Annotated in this window: 1 protein-coding gene and 1 pseudogene; both read right to left on the bottom strand. The window is 65.9% G+C overall.

Annotation, left to right across the window (positions count from 1 at the left end):
• Positions 1-243: pseudogene (locus XAXN_RS23245) on the bottom strand (hypothetical protein); the annotation flags it as partial.
• Positions 155-897, bottom strand: a 743-nt coding sequence (locus XAXN_RS15005; RefSeq protein ID WP_280631824.1) for a glycosyltransferase, incomplete at its 5' end; no start/stop codon positions are given. The gene XAXN_RS15005 and the pseudogene XAXN_RS23245, both read right to left, overlap by 89 nt.

The raw sequence follows: 897 nt of genomic DNA, 5'->3' as shown, positions 1-897 counted from the left end.
CGGCGCACTGTTGCGGTGGTATGGGTAATTGCAGTCCACCAGCTGCCGGCCCGTGCCCTGCAGCTGTCGCAGAAATGCGCCCTGCTCCGCACTCAAGGCGCAGCTCGCCGGATCGCTTTGCCCGATGAGGAAGGCGATCTGCAGCGGGCCCGACTCACTCTGCACGAAAGCACCCGTTTGGTAACACGCGGTAACGCCGCGTGCGCCAGCAGATCGTGCGCACCAGCGCTGCGTGCAGCAGATGCAGCGGCTGCAGACATTCGGCGCAGAGCGACACCAGCAGGCGGTGGCGAACGGCGCCAGTGACGCGCCATTGCACACCGCACAGCAACAACGCGCGCGCCAGCAAGACGATCAATACGCACAGTGCAGCCGGCCAGGTGTGCTGCACGCAAGCGCAGACCAGCATGGCCACCAGCAGCAACGGCGGCAGCCCCTGCAACACGCCGATGGCACTGCGTACGCTCAGGCGTTGACGGCCCAGCAGGATCGTTGCGAACAGCATCCAGCGATGCATCTGGCGGACATAGCCACGCAGGTCGGGCATGGCGGTACGCATCGCCACCGGCGCAGTGGATTGCCAGAGTCGCCCGCCGCGGTCGCGCACCAGGGTGGCGAAGGCCAGATCGTCGGTCAGTTGCTCCAGCAATGCGGTAAAGCCGCCCCAGCGGCGCAGTTGTTCGGTACGCGCGGCATAGCACATGCCATTGATGGTCAGCGGCGCTGCGAATGGCAGCCACCCCAAGTATGTGAGCGCGGCATTGTTGTTGACGAACTGCGCCAGCAGGCGCCCGGCCAGCGTGGCGCTGTCGCGGTAATACGGCAGTGCGGTGACCGCATCTGCATGCGTGAGGTCCGACAACAGTTGCGACAGCGCATGGCCGCCGAGATGCGCAT

It is taken from the genome of Xanthomonas axonopodis, assembly GCF_001304695.1.
Lineage (GTDB): Bacteria > Pseudomonadota > Gammaproteobacteria > Xanthomonadales > Xanthomonadaceae > Xanthomonas > Xanthomonas axonopodis.
Note: the sequence above shows the minus strand (reverse complement) of the source record. Positions and strands in the feature narration are given on the sequence as shown.